Genomic DNA, 754 nt, shown 5'->3' with positions numbered 1-754 from the left:
CTGACGAGCTCGTCGTCTACAACGCGCCGCAGCCGAGCACCGCCCTGCCCGGCTTCGTCGCCGGGCGCCGCCTGGCTGGCGCGGTGACGCTGGCCGACTGGTGGGCCGGCAAACCGGCGCAGATGGACACGCTGCTGGCCTTGCGCGAGCGGCCGGGGCTGCTTGCCGTTGCCGGCGTGGCAAGGCCGCAGCGCTTCTTCGACATGCTGGCAGCGCTTGGATTGCGCTTTGACAGCCTGGCCCTGCCCGACCACGCCGACTTCGCGAGCCTGCCTTGGCCCCCCGACGCGGCCGCCGTACTGCTGACCGAGAAAGACGCCGTGAAGCTGCCGCCCGAGCGCGTCGGCGCCCTGCCCGTCTGGGTCGTGGCGCTAGACTTCTCGCCCGGTGCCGGCTTCGAGGCCGCGCTGGACACCCAACTGCAAAAACTCTTCGCTCTCGCCTGATGGATCAACGCCTCATCGAAATGCTGGTCTGCCCCCTGTGCAAGGGGCCGCTGACGCTGCTGCGTGAAGGTGCCGGACTGGAATTGCCGGCCCTGGCCTGCCGCGCCGACCGCCTGGCCTTCCCCGTTCGCGACGGCATCCCGCTGATGCTGGAGAGCGAGGCCAAGGCCTGGGACCCGGACGCCCCCGCGCCACCGGTCGTGCTGGCACCGTGAGCGCCGCGCCGGGCCRCCCCAAGCAAGCTCGCTCCCGCTTGGCGGGAGTGAGCCCGGACATGGGATGCCCTGTGGGCATCCCATGCCTGGCGA

General features: G+C 71.6%; 2 protein-coding genes. Both read left to right on the top strand.

Annotated elements, in window-relative coordinates:
• Window positions 1-446, top strand: a 446-nt coding sequence (locus tag AC1DU6_RS33795) for a tetraacyldisaccharide 4'-kinase (RefSeq protein ID WP_477862752.1), incomplete at its 5' end; no start/stop codon positions are given.
• Window positions 446-661, top strand: a complete 216-nt coding sequence (locus tag AC1DU6_RS33790) for a Trm112 family protein (RefSeq protein ID WP_056197799.1) — start codon at window positions 446-448, stop codon at window positions 659-661. The genes AC1DU6_RS33795 and AC1DU6_RS33790, both read left to right, overlap by 1 nt.
• Window positions 662-754 lie beyond the last annotated feature (93 nt).

It is taken from the genome of Roseateles sp. P5_B10 (assembly GCF_056400485.1).
Note: the sequence above shows the minus strand (reverse complement) of the source record. Positions and strands in the feature narration are given on the sequence as shown.